The sequence below is a fragment of the Tatumella morbirosei genome, from assembly GCF_000757425.2.
Classification (GTDB): domain Bacteria; phylum Pseudomonadota; class Gammaproteobacteria; order Enterobacterales; family Enterobacteriaceae; genus Tatumella; species Tatumella morbirosei.
The window spans coordinates 1-17538 of record NZ_JPKR02000003.1 but is presented as its reverse complement, the minus strand read 5'-3'; the positions used below and the strand labels follow the sequence as shown (position 1 = coordinate 17538).

Genomic DNA, 17538 nt, shown 5'->3' with positions numbered 1-17538 from the left:
CGGACATCAACCAGACACGGAGGCATTATGCACAGCGATAACTTTGATCTTTCGGCCTATTTTAGTCGTATTCACTATACCGGCACGGCGGCAGCCGACACTGCGACACTGCATGCACTGATGCGCCATCAGCTGTTTGCCATCCCGTTTGAAAATCTGGATGTGCAGGCAGGTAAGGTGGTGTCACTGATCCCTGAAGAGATCACCGATAAACTGCTGTATCAGCACCGTGGTGGCTATTGTTATGAGCTGAACGGGCTGTTCGCCATGGCATTACAGGCATCCGGTATTCGTTACCGGTTTGTCGCCGCCCGGCCGATGTTCTACCCCGCCCGCCGTCCGAAAACCCATATGGCGCTGGTCGCGGAAACCGAAGGCCGCCAGTGGCTCTGTGATCTCGGATTTGGCAGTTATGGTATTCGTGCCCCGCTGGCGCTGGATATGACTGACTGCGAAATTCCCCAGGATTTTGATACCTTCCGGCTGACAAAGGATGAAGAAGGCGTGTATCTGTTGCAGGCAAAAGCCGAAGGCGTATGGGCCAACCAGTACAGCTTTGACCTGTCGCCGACCGAATGGGTTGATTTTCTGCCGGCGAACTATCTGAACTCTACCCATCCGGAAACCATTTTTGTGCAAAAGCGGTTGATCATGCTGCATAACGTCTCACAACGGCTGATATTACTGGGCAATACGTTAAAGACCATTACTGCCAAAGGTTCCGTAAAACAGCAGATTGACGAAAAGGATATCGTTGAAGTGATGAAAAAACGCTTTGCATTAGCAACCGGCGGATAATTCTGTCAGGCCGTGAATTGATCTCACCCGCTCTGTGTTTGCCCTGATTACAGACAGAGCGGGCGCGATACGTTGATAAAATGTTCATGACCTGCTCATTTCCCGCCAGCCTTGACTGACAGATTAACCCGTCAAAATGTGCTTAGCTTAAGCCAGCTCCGGGTATCACCTTCTGCTGAATTTCCCCCGTCGGGCTTAGCCGTAGTATATTAGCGTCACTTTCAATTTCAGGCGTGTGGCATGGCTTATCCGATTGGTGAATTTTCTAAACGTTGCGGTATCAATGCGACGACTCTGCGTGCCTGGCAACGGCGCTACGGGCTGTTAACCCCGCAGCGTACCGAAGGCGGTCATCGTCTGTACAGCAATGAAGATGTTGAGCTGGCGCTGAAAATCCTCGACTGGATAAAAAAGGGTGTACCGATAAGCCAGGTGAGGCCGTTGCTCAGCCGTCCTGAACAAGGACAGGCCAATAACTGGTTGCAGTTGCAGGAGCAAATGCTGGAACTGTTGAAAACAGGCAAAACAGAAGCATTACGCCAGCAGATTTATAGCGCAGGGCGTGACTATCCACGTTCAGAACTGGTCACTGAACTTCTGCGTCCACTGCGGAGCAAATTTTCCGCCAGGGTACCGGCAATGATGACACTGCGTGAAATTCTTGACGGTATCATCATCACTTATACCGCCTTCTGCCTGGACAAAGACCGTAAAAGCCGCGGCGACAATTATCTGATCAGCGGCTGGCAACTGGCTGACCCCGGGGAAGTATGGCTGGAAGCACTTAAACGCAGCGGGGGTAATTACCGGTTTGATGTACTGCCACAGGTACCGGACACTCTGGCACCGGAAGTGGTCGCCGGACGACGCTGGCTGTTAATAACCCACGGTACACTAACTTCCTCTATGACCCGACAGGCAGAGCATTGGCAGCAACAGGGCGTAATGCTGGAGATTATTACCTTATAAGCCAGCCGTCCAGAACAGCAGTTGGCCTGCAGGCAATAACCTCCGTTCAAATAAATGGCTTACTCCGGCTGGCAACTGAGCAGCTGCATAAACTGACGTGTTAAAGCTTCAGCCAGGTGTTCCGCCTGTAACGGGTCGCTCACCACAATATTATCCACCGCGCCATGCATCCCGTGATACATCAGTATTGCGGTCAGGTGGAGATCGTCAGATTTCCAGCTACCCGCCTCCTGCCCGGCGCTAAGAATTGCCAGAATCTGACTGAGCACCGCATCGCGGTCCCGGTTGCCACGGGTATGATAATGGTGGTCGTGATACAGCATATCGTGCAGATCCATTCCCTGAAGATAGGCGGCAACTCCGGCATGGCACCAGGCCCTCAGCCGTCCGATACTGTCTCCGACTGCACAGCTCTCCACGGCCTGCTGGAGGGTTGCAATAAATTGTCGGGTAAAACGTTCACGTAACGCATCCAGCATTTCGTTCTTCGAGGCAAAATAGTGATAAAAGGTGCCTTTGGCGACACCTGCATCACGTACGATGTCACTGATTGTGGTGGCTTCAAACCCTTTGCTGATAAATAACTGTTGTGCCGCATCCATCAGTTCATCAAGCCGGACCTCTACGGGTTTAGTTCTGGGCTGCGGACGTTCAGGTATGGCGGAGTTTTTCATTTAATCGTCCCGGGACAAGCATTTCGCGGTCATCGTAACGGATGTTACGGGCCTTGACCAGTCGCCCTACTTTTACTGCATCGCTAAAACCCCATTGACCGACGGTCAGTCATAAACTATATTGATAATCGTTCTCATTTAATTTGGATAATCAGGTCACTCCTTATGCAACAGTTTCAGCGTCCGGCGCTGGTGATTGCCGTTTGCCTGGGCACTTTTATGGCATCACTGGATATCAGCATTGTCAATGTCGCCCTCGACACAATGCAGTCCTCTTTAAACACTACTATGGCAGGATTGCAGTGGGTGGTCGATGCCTATGCGCTGTGCTTGTCCGGGCTGATTCTCTCCTCCGGACCACTGGGTGACCGTTACGGGCGTAAACGTATCTGGTTGGTGGGAATTGCCTTGTTTACCGTTGGGTCAGCAGTTTGTGCATTGTCCGGTTCGCTGCCGGTCCTGCTGGCCGGCCGGGTCATTCAGGGTATTGCCGGGGCTGCGGTTATCCCGGGAGCGCTGACATTACTGTCCCATGCGTTCCCTGATCAGAACGCCCGGCTGCGGGTGATTGGACTCTGGTCCTCCATCAGTGCCGTATCACTGGCTCTGGGACCATTACTTGGCGGCTGGCTGGTCAATAGTGCGGGATGGCCATCTATCTTTGTTATCAACCTTCCTGTGGGGATTGTTGCTCTGCTGCTCGGCGCCTATGGATTACAGGAAAATGCTCATCCGGAACATGCAGCACTTGACCCGTTGGGCCAGGTACTGAGTATCCTGACTCTGGGTTGCCTGACCTACGGGCTGATCTCCGCCGGCCAGTCTGGCTGGCTGAGTATTACGGCCTATGGGTCAGTTATGTTGTCTGTACTGGCGTTTGTCGCCCTGCTCTGGACAGAACAGCGGGTTGTCCGTCCTCTGCTGCCGCTCAGCCTGTTCAGCAATATAGATTTCTCCGGTTATACCCTGGCCTCGGCGGTTCTCGGGTTTTCCTCTTATAGCAGCATTTTTTTAGTTTCTCTGTTTCTGCAACAGGCTCAGGGACAGACGCCGTTTGATACCGGCTGGAAAATGGCCCCGGAATTTATTGCAATGGCGGTAACGTCATTGTTGTTTGGCCGCATTTCTGCCCGTTTTCGCAGTGAATCGCTGGCAGTCAGTGGATTTATCATCACCGGCACGGGTTTATTACTGCTGTCACGGTTACAGGCTGACAGTCATTACAGCAGCATGGCCCTGTGGCTGATGATTCTAGGGGCCGGCATGGGGGTGGCTATTCCCGCTGTCAGTGGGCTGGTGATGCGAAGTACAGATGCGCAACGTGCCGGAATGGCTTCCGCTACCATGAATGCTGTGCGCCAGGCAGGAATGACACTGGGTATCGCATTACTGGGATCCGTGATGAGTTTGCATGCCAGACATCAGCTCACTGGTCAGCATATTCATCAACAGCCTCTGAACGTCATTCCGGTTAATCGTCAGGTGATAACTGCCCCCGATGGGCTGCTGACTCTGACACGGCACGCCTATGCCAGTGGATTTTCGCTGGCGGTATTGTGTGCGGGCCTGGTTAGCCTGCTGATGGCGGCTGGTTTGGCACTGCTCTGCTCCCGACGCTTCCGCTCTGCAAATCCTCCGGAGGTTTCCGCCGGATAATGTGTTTCAGCTCTGATTGTGCGCTGCTGCGCTTCGGACCGACGGCGCATCGCTGGCAGTGATATTGGCAGAATTGTTGCATTTTCTTGCAATTAATCAGTTCAGTGAATACTATCCTCCGGCTAGGCTTGTTATTTCCGTAACGGTCAGTCCGTTACGCGTAAGCGTTAACGTTACCCAACGCACGGCTTCCGCAAAGATCTTTTGCGGAAGATATTTGCGTTCCTGAAATGCCTTCCGGGCACAGTGAGTAATGTTATGTCATCTGAAAATACCCTGAATCCGCCAGCGTCTGCCGGCAGCCATCACCTGTTACCCATTTCTGTCTCTCTGTTTCTCTCGTATCTCTGCGTCGGTCTGCCGTTACCGGTGATCCCATTGTATGTCCACCATCAGCTCGGGCTCAGCAATACCATGGTGGGTATAGCCGTGGGTATTCAGTTTCTGGCCACCGTGCTGACCCGGGCTTACGCCGGTCGTCTGGCCGACAGCCGCGGAGGAAAACGTTCTAATTTGCAGGGTATCTGTGCCTGTATACTGGCAGGTACCACTTACATTGCCGCCGATCTGCTGCCGGTAGATAACCTGACTAAATTCGGGATTCTGATTGCCGGGCGTCTGGTGCTTGGCTTCGGTGAGAGCCAGTTAATCACCGGTCACCTGACCTGGGGACTGGGACTGGTCAGCAAGCAACAGTCCGGGAAAGTGATGTCGCTGGCGGGTATGGCAATATACGGTGCGCTGGCGGCCGGTGCTCCACTGGGGATGGTGATTAATCAGCACTGGGGTTTCCTGGCACTCGGTGCATCCGTTATTATTCTGCCTCTGCTGGGATTACTGAATAATCTGCGTATTCCTGGTGTCGCACCGCATCACGGTAAACCGGTCTCCATGTGGCAGATGCTGGGTCATATCTGGCCATTAGGTGTGGCACTGTTTCTCCAGGGCGTGGGGTTTGCGGTGATCGGTACTTTCATTTCGCTGCTATTCACATCACAGGGTTGGCCACATGCCGGGCTGGCGCTCACCTGCTTTGGTGGTGCATTTGTCTGTATGCGAATTTTCTTTGGTCACCTGCCGGATAAGGTGGGCGGATTACCGGTGGCACTGGTTTCGTTTGTCATTGAAACGCTGGGTCTGTTGTTAATCTTTTTTGCCTCACAACCGGCGCTGGCGCTGGCAGGTACTGCACTGACCGGTTTTGGTTGTTCTTTGATCTTCCCGGCATTAGGGGTGGAAGTGGTCAAACGTGTCGAACCGCAGGTCAGAGGGACCGCCATGGGAACATTCGCAGCATTTCAGGATGTCTCATACGCAGCAACCGGTCCGTTGACCGGGGTACTGGCGACTCAGTTGGGTTACTCTTCGGTGTTTGCGGTGGGGGCGGCCTGTTGTGTGGTCGGACTGGGGCTGATACTCAGGCTCAAGCGCTAAAATGTTGTGCAGGCGGCAGCACTGAGTGGCTACCGCCCTGTACTACTCTGTAGAATCAGAGCAGTTTACAGTTTATCGAAGCGTTTGCCGCCACGGGTTTTATGCTGCTTTGGCACTTCATTCAGAGAAACGACTATATATTCTTCTTTCACACCCAGGGTATTTTTGACAACTTCAAAAATTCCCTGCATCAGTTGATCTTTCTGTTCTTCGCTGCGACCAGCGGCAAGGTTAACCACGACTTCAGGCATACTCTGTTCCTCTTTATTGGTTAGGTAGTTCGTAACGGGCAACAATTCCTGCGGCAGCCAGCGTATGACCTTTCAACTGTTTCGCCAGTTCTGCTTTATCCATTCCCTCTGACAACGCATGAGTATCCAGGTCGGTGGCAATCAGGGTGAAGTTATAATTATGGACATCCGCATTGGCCGGCGGACAAGGTCCGGCATAACCGGTACCGCCGCGAACATTAATGCCGGAAGTATACAGCGACTTTTTCGCCAGTTCACCGCTGGCAAACTGATGTCGGGTCGCATCGATGCCATAACCGATGAAATGCATCACACCCAGCCCGTTCGCGCCCTGTGGATCTTCGATTAATAGCACAAAACTCTTTGTCCCTGCCGGAGCATTACTCCAGCTGAGTTGCGGAGAGGTATTATTGCCGGGGCATTTACCACCACCACCCATCGATAACGGTGCTACCCCACCGTTACTAAAACTGTCTGAGGAAAGGCTGAAAGGTGCGGCAAGAGCCGCCGAAGAGAGTGTCAGTAAACCAGTAAGTAACAGAGATTGTGTTATTCGCTTCATGCAGGTTCTCCTGAGGTTTTCGGAGTATCAGTTTCTGACTCCGGTCGCGGCTCGCTGACAACAGCACCGCAAAATATCCCGTAAGGGTAAGGCGAATAAAGCTTAGCACCCCTCTGTCAGCGGTGAGTTGCCATTATGGCGTACTGATCACAATCAGAAAAATTACCTGGCCTGCAGTCCAGCGCTGATACTACACGCTGTTTTCTGCCACCTGAAGAGATCTATGGCATGGCTATCCTGAATGTCATACCTTCTGTAGTGCTGCCACCAATGGTGCATGGTCAGGCAACGGCAGCCCGGCCATTCGCCGGATCGCCGTAGACGAAATGGCACTACGGCACACATCCCAGCACTGATCTTCGGGGTAAGCAGCCAGCACCTGAAAATCATCACTGCTGCTGACGAGCTGCTGTCCGGTACCCGCGGGCAAAATCAGCATGTCTCCCGGTGTTAAACTCCGGAGTTTCCCCTGTGCTCCACCAACTCGCATCACTCCTTCTCCCTGCATCACAGTCAGTAGCTGATGGCTGGTACTGTGAAAATGCTGAAATGCGAAAGGTGCCGCCTGCCATTGTGCCTGCCAGCCGTACTGTCGGAGCAGATGACTTACAGCGGCTGCATCCGTCACTGCAGCCTCAGGTAAACTGACGTGGATAACCGGTAACTGCGGGTTGTTTGGAACCCAGTCATCCGCCGTAAAATACCAGTGCCCGGAGGCTGGCTGGCCGGAGGAAAGCTTTAGCGGATTTGAGGCAGCTCTGGCCGCCAGCGGTGACAGCACAGTCAGTACTGCTATCCCCTGAATTAATTTTCGTCGTGAAATATCTCTCATCATCAGGCTCCCGAAACAATAATTCGCTGAATACCTTACGGCATAACAGGCCGTAGTATGGACGCTCAACGCCGGGCAGACAGCTGGCGGCGGTTTATCGTACTGCTGATAATTTCAGACTAAGCCCCCGCGCTTATCGCCTGCAAAATCAGCGCATTTCTAATCGGACTTTTTTATCCGGTGGTGGAAACGCCGCATCGATGGCCTGCAAATCTTCCGGTTGCAGGGTAAATTCCAAAACCGCAGCATTTTGGCGAATATGTGCCGCTTCACCAGACTCAGGAATAGCGATGGTCTTACCGTTACGAATTGCCCACGCCAGCAGTATCGTCGCCGGGCTGGTCTGCCGCCGGGCAGCGATGGCCGTGATCGCCGGATGACGCATTAAATGAGAACCGCTGCCGCCGAGGGGTGAATAGGCCATTAACGGGATTTTGTGCTGTGTACACCAGGGCATCAGATCGTATTCAATGCCCCGACTGGCAACATTGTAAAATACCTGATTAGTGGCGCACTGATTGCCGCCTTCCACAGCCATCAGGTCCTGCATATCCCCGGTATCAAAATTAGAGACTCCCCAGGCTTTAATTTTTCCCTGGGATTTCAGTTTTTCAAATCCGCTGACCACTTCGTGAAGGTCGTTCCCTCCACGCCAGTGCAACAGATAAAGATCCAGCACATCTGTCTGTAACCTTTTCAGGCTGTCATCACAGCTCTGCTGCATCATGCGGGAATTAGCATGTGAAGGATAAATTTTTGACACCAGAAACACCTGTTGGCGAATGCCTTTAAGCGCTTTACCTATCAGAGTCTCTGACCGTCCATCGCCGTACATTTCAGCCGTGTCTATGACCTGCAAACCCAGTGATACCCCGGTACGCAGCGCGTCTATCTCTTCCGCTTCACTGTGCCTGCCCTGGCCGAGATGCCAACTACCCATGCCGATGGGTGCGACTGATTGCTGGTTAATGATGACCTTGTTCATAGCTTGCCTCCTTGATTTGTGGGTGCTGATTATCTGTCATAAGGCGTTGCCTGCGTCCCAGCCACAAACTGTTGACCCACCAGATAAGTGACAGAGGCACGGCGACCCAGGCCAGCATGGCGGCCGGTAAACCAATGGCCCCCATTGCTGTCCAGCTCCAGGCTCCGGCCTGATCCCCGGCACGGTAGACAGCAGTATCGATAAAGCTTTTGGCTTTATACTTATCTTCACGTTGCAGCACGGTGAACAGCACCTCACGTGCGGGACGGGCCAGTGCGAAATTGCCCGCCCGACGCAAAACGGTAAAGGCAATAACCGCCCACAAGGTTGGCCACAGTGACAGCGCCATAAACCCGGCAATCGTCAATACCGGCAGAAAACAGAGTACCAGAGCGGTGCCATAACGATTAAGCAGCCGGCTGGTGATAAACAGCTGGGTAAGTAAGGTCAGGATGTTTACCGCCAGATCGGTGGCCGCAAAAAAAGGTTGTCCTTGCATCTTCACTGCTGAAAGCATGTTGCACCAGCTCCGCCTGCCGGAAGTAAAGCAGAGTTGAGGTGGTGGAAAATAACAACATGTACAGACATATATTCCTCAGATAGGGCGAACGCAGGGTATGAGTGATACCGGCAAACACAGAACCTCCGACCGGAGGCACCTCTTCATTATGGCCCAGTTGTTCCCCCTGCGAGGAGGCAGACAGCCCCCCGCCATGCCGGATCAACCGGTGAACACAAAACACCGCGACTTCCAGTAGTACCGCGGAAACAATTAACAATCCGGTGGTGTTCATGACCCGCGCCAGTAGTGTGGTCACAAATGATCCACCGATGGCCCCGACCGTTGCCCCGGCCGCCATTAACGCAAATAACCGCCTTGCCCGTTCGGTGCTAAACAGGTCAGCCACCAACACCCAGAATACCGAGACGGCATACAGATTAAATACTGAGACCCAGACAAAAAAGACCCGTCCTACCCAGACTCGTTCACCCTGCGGTAACCACATCATCAGGCCGGCAAAAACCAGCAGATTCATCACAAAAAAGCGGTAGATCACTGGCAATAAACGCTGACGAGGAAAGGTACGCGACAGCGCGGAAAAGGGCAGATTGAGCAACAGCATGCAAATCAGAGTCGCGGTAAACAGCCACTGTAGATTGCGTACCCCACCCTCTACACCGAGGGCATCCCTGACCGGACGCAGGATATAGTAAGAACACAACAGACAGAAGATATAGGCCATGCACCAGAGTAAGGGGCGCCACTCTTCCGGCCGGACGTTAAGAAAACTAAGAATTGCAGAATGCCTGCCTGGCTCTTGTCTGAATGGGTTACTACTGACCATAACGAGTTCAGCTCACTGTTCAGAAAACCGTTGCCACTGGCAGTCATGCCTCCGGTTTTACGCCGGAACAGAATGCCGGTAACGCGAAAAACTTTATAGTAAAACTAGGCATGATCCCTGATAGTGTCAATTCACCGTCCGCGCTTCCTCCAGCCTGAATACCGGCGCTAACCAGCGCACATGTACTGTGTTAAGCGTTCAGAGCTCCCATCACGGCGGCCAGGATCTGCGCGAGCTTTTTGTGTAAGAAATTACAAAATGAATGTCATTCCGGACAGAGATCTTCATAAGTTCGCTAAGGAACCAGGCGACACACACGAGGCAGAATCAGGGTGCTGGTATGCGGTAAGTAGTCAGCAGGATATTCTGCACCACACCTTGTGTCGCGCGATGCAGAAAATCTGACTACGGCTTATTGTTGCCGGTCGAAACGGCTGACCAGCCATAATGCCAGTAGCAGTATTAGCAGTGGCGGTCCCACCGCCGTCAGAGTGGCATTAAAAGAGAGTAATAGTCCGAGGTTAAGGATTATCTGGTAAGCAATATAGGTTAGCAGACCCACAATCACCCCGAGGGCCAGCCTGGCTCCAGCCCCGGTGGAACGAGGAGCGCTGAAAGTAAATGGGACGGCCAGCAGAATCATCGCAATAATCAACAGAGGCTGCCCCGCCTTTTTCCACAAGGCTATCCGGAACTCATTGTCTGGCTGGCCGGTATTCTTTAAATAGCTGATATAGTGTCGCAACTGGCTTACAGAGAAGCTGTCAGACGGCTGTGTCAGATCTTTCAGACGGACATCGGTAAAAATAGATTTCCACTGTAGCTGGTCCAGGTGATTAATGGTTTCTGCCCCGTTATTCCACTGCTTTTCGGTGACATCACGTAAAGTCCAGACTCCCTGGCTGCCGATGGCGGCGGTCCTGGCATAGAGGTAAGAACGCAGTGTCAGGTCGGGATTATAATCAAAAATCTCGATATCCACCGGTTGATTGTGAGAGTCCAGATATCTGACGGTAATAAACTCGTTTTTGTTTCTGGCCCACAGATTATTGCCTGCATTTTCCCCCTCTCCGCCCTGTGCCTGTGCGGTACTTTTAATTTCCTGAGCCCGCTGCTGCAAAGGAGCGGCTACCCACTGATCGAAAGCGCCGGACAATAGTGCCGCGCACAAACCTGCCCCGAGAATCACCAGGGCAATATGCCGAACCGAAACTCCGGCACTACGGATGGCCGTTAGCTCAAGGGTCTTAGAAAGCTGCCCCAGCCCGACAATCCCCCCCAACAAGGCAATAAACGGCCCTAAATCGATCAGACTCCGTGGGATGGTCATCACTACCACCAGTAGTGCCTGGGTCCAGTGGTAGCCTGTCGGTGTGACATCTTCCAGTTCATTAATAAGATTAAAGGTAGTAAACAGTGGGATCAGTAATCCTGCTGCCGCGGCAAACCCTGCCAGCAAATTGCGGATCAGATAACGGGTAATAATGCTCATCGGGCTTTTTTCCGCAGTAGCGAAAAGTCTCTGGCGATAAAGCCCAGTAAACCCAGGGCCATTAATACCGTCACCAGCCACCCTCCCGGGATTGCCGGCAGAGAACCATTGGCGACCAGGGTGCGACAAACATTACCGCCATAAAAAATGGCAATGAACAATAATGTCAGTGGTAATAGTGTCGCATACCGCCCCTGACGAGGTCGGGTACGGCTTAGCGGGATAGCCAGCAACACCATCAGTAGGGTATTAATGCCACGACTCTCACGCCACTGCAGCTCTGCGATATTTTCCGGGGTAGGATGGCGGATTAACTGACTGAGCGATGCCGATTTACGCATGATATCGGTGGTATCGGCAGCCGGTTTCAGAGCGATGTTCAGGTTACTATAATTCTGCATATTGTCATCTTTGCCCTGTCTGTCCAGACTGTAGGCAGTCCCCCCTTTCAGCAACACAGAGGGAGTCTCAGGCGAAGGATTGGTCACGACCACCGAATGTGAACGGTAGAGGTTGGTCTTATTATCTGAACGGGAATAGATCAATGCATCATCCAGCTGATGGGCTGAAGGATCAATACGCGTAGCCAGTACCATCCGTCCGCTACCATTGACGTTAAACTTATTCGCCTGCAAGTGAGTGACATCCAGCGCGGACAGTGACTGTTGCTGTAAGCGGTAGATATTAGCGTACGCCCAGGGCCTTCCATAAAGCGACAATAGTGCCACCAGCACGGCCAACGGAACGGCCAAAAACAGCACAGCTTTATACAGCTTCAGCGGACTGGCCCCCGCGGCAAAGATAGCGGTAATTTCAGAATCGGTATACAACTGCCCCAACGCAACCGCAGTGGCAACATACAACCCCACCGGCAACAGCATTTCAAGGGCAATCAATACCTTGTAGCAAACGACATCGAATACAACCTGCAATGCCAGTGTACCGTTTGCCGCATCAGTCAGGTAGCGCTGTGCGGAATAGCTGGCAAACATAAAGATCAGGAAGCCGACAATAATCATCACCAGCCGGTTAATCCCCAGCATCACATAACGTTCAATCAACGACATTGCATTTTCCCGTCAACCACATTAATGCCCGGGAGGATTGCCCGCCGTAAATAGTCCGGAGATCTGTACATAACATTACTCTTTAGTGGTCAGCGTGTTGACCAGACCGATGACCCGGGTCACTTCGGCAGGTGTCAGAGCGCCATCTTTTGCCCACTGAACCCGGCCGGCATTATCCAGCACGATAATCGTTGAGCTGTGGGGCTGCAACTGCCAGCGGCTACGACCGGTACCATTGCTGTCAACAATGAACTGCGCCCAGGGGTATTCCCTGAGATTCTTTTCAATTTTATTACGGACAAAATAGCCTGTCCCCGGGATAGCATCATCGGTATTAACGATGGTCGTCGCCTGAAATTTCCCCCGGGGAAACGCTGCATTTTTTACAGCCGTAATCAGTGCACTATTCATATCCTTAGCTGACGTACGTCCGGCGATATACTGAATTATGCGCACCTTCCCGGCGAGTTGACTGCTGTCCCATCGCTGGTAACGGACCTCGTTATTGACCAGAGACAGCTCACCGCGATCGCTGATGGACAACGACGGGACCGGCTGGCCGTTGACGAAATTATGAGCAAAAGCCATCGACGGCAGCAACACCGTGACTAACATTATCAGTGACCGGTAAAGGTTCATTTCATCTCTCCCTTAGGGTGAGTCGCTACGCAGGAAATATTGCCAGCAGCTGTTCCAGACGGTGACGAATATCACTGTCCAGTGGTGCAGGACGGTCGTAGGAACTTCCCCCTGCCAGTTTGTCGGCAACCATCACATCATGCCGGTCACCCATTAGCCCGTTAATCGCTGCCATAAAACGCGAAATTTTACGCGCTTCGCGATTATCAGGTTCAAGTGACCGCAGAGTGTCATAGAAGGATACCTGTTGACTGACAACTTTGCGTACATCATGAAACTGTTTACCTGTGAGTTGTGAATTGGCCAACAGTTCCCGCAGTTTCTTTATCTGGTTACGGCGATAATCCACAAAACCTTGTTCTGAATCCATATCAATATGATGCAGCGAGAAGCGCACTTTAGACCAGACGGGTTTACTCAGGAACAACCGCAAAATATTGCCGTAAAAACGGAGCTTTTGCTGATTACCGTTACGGAATGCATCCTGAAAATGACCCAGTAATACCGTAGTCATATTAAACAAAGCACCAGACTGATGTTTTTTGCTGTAAAGACGTTGAGCAAAGCGTAAATGCTTATAGCGTGCGCGGATATATTTGTAGCGCATTTTAACCGCCAGCGGCTTATCACTATCCTTCAGAAAATCATCAACCAGACCCAGTAATTCTTTACGGGTAAAACCGTCTTCCCAGAATTGCAGACAAAGCGCATAATTCTTTTGCATGATCTGTTGCGGACAAAACAGGTCAATATGTTCCGGCAGCGCATATTCGGCATCTACCACATCATCTTCATCCACCGCACTAAATAATAATTCAGTCGCGTCGGTGGAAAATTTTTGCCAGTTGTTACTCATATTTAATGACTCTCCGGGGCCATAGTAAAACGCAGTCCGCTACGCCGCCGGTAAGCACGTAGTGTCGGAATAAATGTCAGTAACACATCCAGACATTGTCCGGCAAAATAGGCATAAGCGGCCCCCTGTACGCCAAACAGATAGGAAATGCTGATAAGCAGGCTCAGGTAGCAGACACAACCCAGCATCTGCACTATCAGGAAGGCCCTTTGCTTTCCTGCCATAAACAGCAGTGATTCCTGTGGGAAGCCCATCATGGCAACAATGGTAGCCCCCAACATGATTTTAATTAAATCATAAGCTTCCAGGTATTCATGTCCAAAGACCACCGAAATCAGGGGCTTACCCACCGCAAATACCAGTAACGCCACAGCGACCCCTATCCCACCCGCGATTAATGCCGAGCGTAAACCGAGTACCCAGGGTTTGGTGGTTCGCGGGTCAAGACGCATGATTTCCGGGTAAAAACTTTTTTCCAGTAACTGAGCAGGTGTCCCGGTTGCATCAAAAAACGTCATCGCAATTTTAAATAAACCCGCCGCTGCAGGGCCAAGTACTATCCCGACCAGCACGGTACTGCAGGAGTTTCTGGCCGCCCAGATAGTATGTGCAATATTGGTGGTCCAGACAAAATCCCAGGCTCCCTGCAAACGGCGACCACTGCTGAATAATGCAGGTTTGAGTGCATTATGAATATCACGACGTTTTAATTCCTGACCTGCAAACCACCAGAAAAGAGTTCCACCGACCAGATTGGATAAATACCAGGTGATAATAAAACCGGCAAATCCGAGGTGACAAAAATAAGAGATCAGGCTACCTATCGCCTGTAAAAATGGTCTGACCGCCTGCTGAATGGCAATTAAATCGAAACGGTCAAATGCCCGCAAAATACCGGTGGGAGTAGAAGAAGTCATCGACGGTATTAACGTACAATACAAAATCGCCAGCCAGAAACTTTCCCGATCCAACCCCAGGGAGTGCGCGAGAAATGGCAGAACAGCCATCCCCCCTAATATCGCAATCACACTACTTGCTATATCCAGGCCGAAAGAAAATGAGATCACTTCACGGAAGCGTGGAATATTTTTCGCTTCCAGTGCCGGGGTACCAAATTGCACCACAAACTGCCAGGTCTGAAATTTTATCAAATCACTGACAGCCTTGGCATAGGCCTGTATCACGACCAGAACACCAAATAACTGTGGGGTCATCCCCTTACCTGCACAGGAGAGTGCCAGCAGGCCAAGCAGTGCACTTGCCACACTGCCCGATCCTAAATAGGCGGCATTTCGCAACATTGAGCGGAATGCACCGTCTGAAAACCAATGCTTCATTTCTGTTACCTGTCATCATCACCGTGGGTGACCAGAACCCTGCATACCCGGGCGCGGATCGGTGCTGTTCGCGGTCTTACTTTTACTCATTTTACCGCGCCCGCCTGCATAATTGCTGTATTATTGTTACCGGCTGCCCCGCGCCTCAATGGCCTGCAGGGCCTGGCTTAACACCTGGTCATAGGCTGCCCTGGCATCCAGCTCGGCAATTTTAGCCCCGTTATACTCAATACGTACCATCTGAGAAATCTTATCTTTCAGTTCCTCATAGCTATGGTCCGGCTTACGTGACAATGCGGTGTCTACATCAATATCAAGTCTGAGAATCAGCTCAGGGCGTGTCTTCGCCATTTCGCGGTAAAGCTCACGCTCCTTTTCTGCCAATCGGGTCTTCAGCCAACCGGTCACCCGCTCAACACCAATGCCCGGTCCGTCATAATAAAATCCTGATATCTCTGCCTGCGGATATCGATCGCTTATCACCAGTACTCCACTTTGTGCCAGACGTACCGCTTTACGCAAATTCGACGCACGCCACAGAGAAAAGCCATACATAATGACCGCGGCCCAGAGTGCCGGCCCCTGGTTACTCATGCGCTGAGTCTTATCGGATTTGGCGGCCAGACGACGTTCCAGCCATACTCCGATAACCGGGAGTTTCTTGATTTTATCGCCATCTTCACCGGAAATAAGCCCAAGATAGCGACGTTCCGTAGGCTGCTGCTGTTGCAATTTTTTTACAATATCATTTGTCAGGGTTGATTTACCGGTGCCGTCACTTCCGACTACCGCAATCAGTCCCTTTATATAATCTGCCGACAAACTTTACTCCGTCTGTGATTGTTCTGTGTTAACCGGCCGCAGGTGCTCAGGTCCGGGAATTACCGGGCAGACTCTGACAATGCCTGATCGATCGCTTGTAAAGACTGGCTGAGTATCTGAGCGGCAGGGTCCCTGCCATCCAAATCCAGAATCCGTGCGCCGTTAAAATTAAGCTGTGGAATAACGGCTATTTTCTCCCGTAAGGCAGACAGCTCGTGATCGGGTTTCCTTGCATAGGCTGTTTGCTCATCAACATCCAGCCGTATCAGCAACAGTGGCGGATAAGAGGCCATCCAACGGTAAAGTTGTTTTTCCTTACTGCGTAACCAGCTTACCCAACGATTTCCGCCATGGGTCTTTGCCAGTTGGGCACCATCGAAACGGAAACCGGCCACTTCGGCCTGTGGGTATCGGTCGGTAATCAGCAACTGACCCTGACGACCTTTCGTCAGCATTTTTCTGAACTTATAGCTACGCCAGCAGGAGAGCAAAAAAAATCACCAATGCAGTGGCATTACCCGGTGGCTGCGACGGACGCTTATGAACCTTGTCTGATTTGGCCACCAGGAAACGCCCCAGCGCACCACCAATCAGCGGCAGCTCACTGATCCACTTACCAATAAACCCGGAGGACTGGCCAAGGTAAAGTAATTCTGTAGGTTCCTGCGAAGAAAAGTGACTAACCAGACTGGCAGCAAGTGTTGATTTTCCGGACCCGTCGCAGCCAGTAATCGCGATAACGCGCCCTGCCGTATGAGTTTTTCCGGCGTTTCTCTGTTCTGACACCACAAGACATCCAATAGCAAAAAATCTATTTTATTCTAATTATTTACAGGTTCAAGAAATTTATCCGGCCCGGGACAAATAATGGCGGGAGGTGCAAATAATGAATTATGACCCGGGTTATTTTTTGTGTTTTTCTTAATATTTTGTGCGCAGACGGGCGAATATTTATTGCAATTTTTAACCGACATATAAATATCAAATCTGCAGCAGTTGCTGGCGACATTTTACCGGCAAAATGATATATTAAGGGTCTTGTATTATAAGAGCTTATGATCATGAATTCCAGACTCCCACCGCTTATTGCGGTCATTGGCAGTGATGGCTCAGGAAAGTCCACTGTCTGTGAACAACTTATTACCGATATGAACAATTATGGCCCTGCCATCAGGGTTCACTTAGGAAAGCAGGCGGGTAATGTTGGCCGTGCTGTGGCTCAGTGGCCGGTGATCGGCCGGTTTCTGGACAAAGCCATTACACGCAATACTAAAAAAGTAAAAACCGGAAAATCTAAGGTTAAGTTTTTACCTTCACTGGTGATTATGGCGTTTGTGCTGCGTCGGGTATTACGTTTTCGCCGCATGATGAAATATCGTCGTGAGGGGTTAATTGTTTTGACTGACCGTTTTCCGCAGGCACAAATTCCCGGCGCTTATGATGGCCCGGTGTTCCCGGTAAATACCAAAGGCAATCCGGTTATCCGCTGGATGGCAGGTCGTGAACTCAAAGCATTTAAATGGATGGCAGCACAGAAACCTGATTTAGTGATTAAACTGAATGTGGATCTGGATGTCGCTTGTCAGCGTAAACCCGATCATTCAAAAGAACAGCTGGAAAAGAAAATCGCCACCACCCCATTGCTGACCTTTGAAGGGGCGAGAATTATTAATATTGATGCGAACCAGCCGATCACTGACGTTATTTCTCATGCTGAATCAGCCATTCGTCAGTTTATGGATACTCACGGTTATCAGATTCAGGCCACGCAGAATATGGCTCAAAACACCTGAACTGGTGTCCGATAATCAGAAAAAA

General features: G+C 51.4%; 18 protein-coding genes and 1 pseudogene. 5 read left to right on the top strand and 14 right to left on the bottom strand.

Annotated elements, in window-relative coordinates:
• Positions 1-27: 27 nt before the first annotated feature.
• Entirely contained in the window at positions 28-798 is a 771-nt protein-coding gene (locus HA49_RS02940) for an arylamine N-acetyltransferase family protein (protein ID WP_038020457.1), read from the top strand.
• 240 nt (positions 799-1038) lie between these two features.
• Positions 1039-1767, top strand: a complete 729-nt coding sequence (locus HA49_RS02935; protein ID WP_038020455.1) for a MerR family transcriptional regulator — start codon at positions 1039-1041, stop codon at positions 1765-1767.
• A gap of 59 nt (positions 1768-1826) precedes the next feature.
• Here HA49_RS02935 and HA49_RS02930 read toward each other — a convergent pair whose 3' ends face one another.
• The gene (locus HA49_RS02930; RefSeq protein ID WP_038020453.1) at positions 1827-2441 is read right to left on the bottom strand and encodes a TetR/AcrR family transcriptional regulator; all 615 of its coding nucleotides are present in this window, start codon (positions 2439-2441) and stop codon (positions 1827-1829) included.
• Positions 2442-2606: 165 nt separating this feature from the next.
• Here HA49_RS02930 and HA49_RS02925 point away from each other — a divergent pair, with 165 nt between their 5' ends.
• Together HA49_RS02925 and HA49_RS02920 are read left to right on the top strand one after the other, a co-directional pair.
• Entirely contained in the window at positions 2607-4097 is a 1491-nt protein-coding gene (locus tag HA49_RS02925; RefSeq protein ID WP_038020452.1) for an MFS transporter, read from the top strand.
• 258 nt (positions 4098-4355) lie between these two features.
• Positions 4356-5531 (top strand): MFS transporter, encoded by a 1176-nt coding sequence (locus HA49_RS02920; protein ID WP_038020450.1) that lies wholly within the window; start codon positions 4356-4358, stop codon positions 5529-5531.
• 65 nt (positions 5532-5596) lie between these two features.
• Here the strand turns inward: HA49_RS02920 and HA49_RS02915 are convergent, their stop codons facing one another.
• From HA49_RS02915 to HA49_RS02860, 13 genes and pseudogenes are all read right to left on the bottom strand, one after another.
• Positions 5597-5782 (bottom strand): tautomerase family protein, encoded by a 186-nt coding sequence (locus tag HA49_RS02915; RefSeq protein ID WP_038020449.1) that lies wholly within the window; start codon positions 5780-5782, stop codon positions 5597-5599.
• Between the two features lie 13 nt (positions 5783-5795).
• A complete protein-coding gene (locus HA49_RS02910) occupies positions 5796-6344 on the bottom strand; it encodes a YbhB/YbcL family Raf kinase inhibitor-like protein (protein WP_038020447.1) in 549 nt (182 codons plus the stop codon).
• A 244-nt stretch (positions 6345-6588) separates the two neighbouring features.
• Complete coding sequence (locus HA49_RS02905) at positions 6589-7179, bottom strand: cupin domain-containing protein (RefSeq protein WP_156994523.1); 591 nt, start codon at positions 7177-7179, stop codon at positions 6589-6591.
• Positions 7180-7324: 145 nt separating this feature from the next.
• Positions 7325-8161 carry an aldo/keto reductase gene (locus HA49_RS02900; protein ID WP_038020445.1) on the bottom strand — a complete coding sequence of 279 codons (837 nt, stop codon included), beginning with the start codon at positions 8159-8161 and terminating at the stop codon, positions 7325-7327.
• Positions 8142-8660 (bottom strand): hypothetical protein, encoded by a 519-nt coding sequence (locus tag HA49_RS21725; RefSeq protein WP_156994521.1) that lies wholly within the window; start codon positions 8658-8660, stop codon positions 8142-8144. The genes HA49_RS02900 and HA49_RS21725 overlap by 20 nt, the downstream gene beginning before the upstream one ends.
• Complete coding sequence (locus HA49_RS02895; protein WP_156994519.1) at positions 8569-9507, bottom strand: NTP/NDP exchange transporter; 939 nt, start codon at positions 9505-9507, stop codon at positions 8569-8571. The genes HA49_RS21725 and HA49_RS02895 overlap by 92 nt, the downstream gene beginning before the upstream one ends.
• A 412-nt stretch (positions 9508-9919) precedes the next feature.
• The gene (gene lptG / locus HA49_RS02890; protein ID WP_038020444.1) at positions 9920-10999 is read right to left on the bottom strand and encodes an LPS export ABC transporter permease LptG; all 1080 of its coding nucleotides are present in this window, start codon (positions 10997-10999) and stop codon (positions 9920-9922) included.
• Positions 10996-12066, bottom strand: coding sequence for an LPS export ABC transporter permease LptF (lptF, locus tag HA49_RS02885; protein ID WP_038020443.1), 1071 nt, complete (start codon positions 12064-12066; stop codon positions 10996-10998). Before lptF ends, lptG begins: the two co-directional genes overlap by 4 nt.
• A 75-nt stretch (positions 12067-12141) precedes the next feature.
• Positions 12142-12705, bottom strand: a complete 564-nt coding sequence (locus tag HA49_RS02880) for a YtfJ family protein (protein ID WP_038020442.1) — start codon at positions 12703-12705, stop codon at positions 12142-12144.
• A gap of 25 nt (positions 12706-12730) precedes the next feature.
• A complete protein-coding gene (locus tag HA49_RS02875; RefSeq protein WP_038020441.1) occupies positions 12731-13561 on the bottom strand; it encodes a hypothetical protein in 831 nt (276 codons plus the stop codon).
• Positions 13562-13563: 2 nt separating this feature from the next.
• Positions 13564-14898: a lipopolysaccharide biosynthesis protein gene (locus HA49_RS02870; RefSeq protein ID WP_038020440.1), complete on the bottom strand. Its 1335-nt coding sequence runs from the start codon at positions 14896-14898 to the stop codon at positions 13564-13566.
• A 126-nt stretch (positions 14899-15024) separates the two neighbouring features.
• Complete coding sequence (locus HA49_RS02865) at positions 15025-15720, bottom strand: nucleoside/nucleotide kinase family protein (protein WP_038020439.1); 696 nt, start codon at positions 15718-15720, stop codon at positions 15025-15027.
• 59 nt (positions 15721-15779) lie between these two features.
• Positions 15780-16407, bottom strand: a pseudogene (locus HA49_RS02860) (nucleoside/nucleotide kinase family protein).
• A 374-nt stretch (positions 16408-16781) separates the two neighbouring features.
• On the opposite strand from HA49_RS02860, the gene HA49_RS02855 reads away from it, so the two are divergent.
• Positions 16782-17513 carry a nucleoside/nucleotide kinase family protein gene (locus HA49_RS02855; RefSeq protein WP_038020862.1) on the top strand — a complete coding sequence of 244 codons (732 nt, stop codon included), beginning with the start codon at positions 16782-16784 and terminating at the stop codon, positions 17511-17513.
• Positions 17514-17538: the final 25 nt, after the last annotated feature.

Coding starts and splice junctions, on each gene's coding strand:
- HA49_RS02940 (WP_038020457.1), top strand. CDS start 28: ATGCACAGCGATAACTTTGATCTTTCGGCCTATTTTAGTCGTATTCAC.
- HA49_RS02880 (WP_038020442.1), bottom strand. CDS start 12,705: ATGAACCTTTACCGGTCACTGATAATGTTAGTCACGGTGTTGCTGCCG.
- HA49_RS02935 (WP_038020455.1), top strand. CDS start 1,039: ATGGCTTATCCGATTGGTGAATTTTCTAAACGTTGCGGTATCAATGCG.
- HA49_RS02910 (WP_038020447.1), bottom strand. CDS start 6,344: ATGAAGCGAATAACACAATCTCTGTTACTTACTGGTTTACTGACACTC.
- HA49_RS02930 (WP_038020453.1), bottom strand. CDS start 2,441: ATGAAAAACTCCGCCATACCTGAACGTCCGCAGCCCAGAACTAAACCC.
- HA49_RS02875 (WP_038020441.1), bottom strand. CDS start 13,561: ATGAGTAACAACTGGCAAAAATTTTCCACCGACGCGACTGAATTATTA.
- HA49_RS02920 (WP_038020450.1), top strand. CDS start 4,356: ATGTCATCTGAAAATACCCTGAATCCGCCAGCGTCTGCCGGCAGCCAT.
- lptG (WP_038020444.1), bottom strand. CDS start 10,999: ATGAGCATTATTACCCGTTATCTGATCCGCAATTTGCTGGCAGGGTTT.
- HA49_RS02915 (WP_038020449.1), bottom strand. CDS start 5,782: ATGCCTGAAGTCGTGGTTAACCTTGCCGCTGGTCGCAGCGAAGAACAG.
- HA49_RS02855 (WP_038020862.1), top strand. CDS start 16,782: ATGAATTCCAGACTCCCACCGCTTATTGCGGTCATTGGCAGTGATGGC.
- HA49_RS02905 (WP_156994523.1), bottom strand. CDS start 7,179: ATGATGAGAGATATTTCACGACGAAAATTAATTCAGGGGATAGCAGTA.
- HA49_RS02895 (WP_156994519.1), bottom strand. CDS start 9,507: ATGGTCAGTAGTAACCCATTCAGACAAGAGCCAGGCAGGCATTCTGCA.
- lptF (WP_038020443.1), bottom strand. CDS start 12,066: ATGTCGTTGATTGAACGTTATGTGATGCTGGGGATTAACCGGCTGGTG.
- HA49_RS21725 (WP_156994521.1), bottom strand. CDS start 8,660: ATGCAAGGACAACCTTTTTTTGCGGCCACCGATCTGGCGGTAAACATC.
- HA49_RS02870 (WP_038020440.1), bottom strand. CDS start 14,898: ATGAAGCATTGGTTTTCAGACGGTGCATTCCGCTCAATGTTGCGAAAT.
- HA49_RS02925 (WP_038020452.1), top strand. CDS start 2,607: ATGCAACAGTTTCAGCGTCCGGCGCTGGTGATTGCCGTTTGCCTGGGC.
- HA49_RS02900 (WP_038020445.1), bottom strand. CDS start 8,161: ATGAACAAGGTCATCATTAACCAGCAATCAGTCGCACCCATCGGCATG.